Source organism: Actinacidiphila sp. bgisy144 (genome assembly GCF_057708105.1).
Window position 1 is genome coordinate 1 of record NZ_JBYIRM010000113.1, and the last position, 647, is coordinate 647.

The 647-nt window shown below is 77.1% G+C and carries 1 protein-coding gene and 1 pseudogene; both read right to left on the reverse strand.

The window, feature by feature from the left end:
• Positions 1–259: pseudogene (locus tag AC3EVP_RS36945) on the reverse strand (hypothetical protein); the annotation flags it as partial.
• The coding region (locus AC3EVP_RS36950) for a lactate utilisation protein LutB domain-containing protein (protein ID WP_435138190.1) at positions 256–647 on the reverse strand (392 nt) is incomplete at its 5' end. The gene AC3EVP_RS36950 and the pseudogene AC3EVP_RS36945, both read right to left, overlap by 4 nt.

A 647-nucleotide genomic window follows, 5' to 3' on the forward strand; every position in this document is an offset into this window, starting at 1 on the left:
TGGTGAGGAGTTGGGCGATGGTGTGGGGGAGTTGGTCGGTGGTGGTGCGGTGGACGTGGGCGCGGTAGTCGGTCATGTGGGTGGCGAGGAGGTCGGTGAGGGTGGTGGGGGCGTCGTCGGGGACGTGGGAGTTGAGGTAGTCGCGGGGGATGCGGCTGGTGTCGGGGGCGCCGGTGGCGCCGGGGGTGCGGGGGACGTCGGCGAGCGCGGCGCGGATACGGCGCAGGATCTCGGTGCGGCCGGGGTTGTCGTCGGTCACGGCCGCTCGTCCTTTCCGCGCGGGGCGCCGTGCTCGGGGCGCGGCTCGCGGGGTTGTTCCGCGCGTGACTGGTCTGCGCGGGGTTGCTGGGCGCCCGGCTGCTCTGCGCGGGGTTGCCGTTCGCGCTGCTGCCACCAGCTGCGGAAGCTGCCGGTGGGCACGGCGGGCAGGTCGCGGGCGTCGCTCCACGCCTTCGCGGGGCCGGGCAGCGGCAGCCGCCGCGGGTGGAGCCGGCGGGTGGCGCCGGCCATGCGCCGGGTGGCGCGCCAGGCGCCCGGGTGGTCGAGGGCCCATCGTCCTGCGCGCATCGCGGCGCGCTCCGCGGCGTGCCCCTTGGCGGGCTTGATGGTGGTGCGGGTGCCGCGCAGGGTCACCGGGCCGCCCTGGA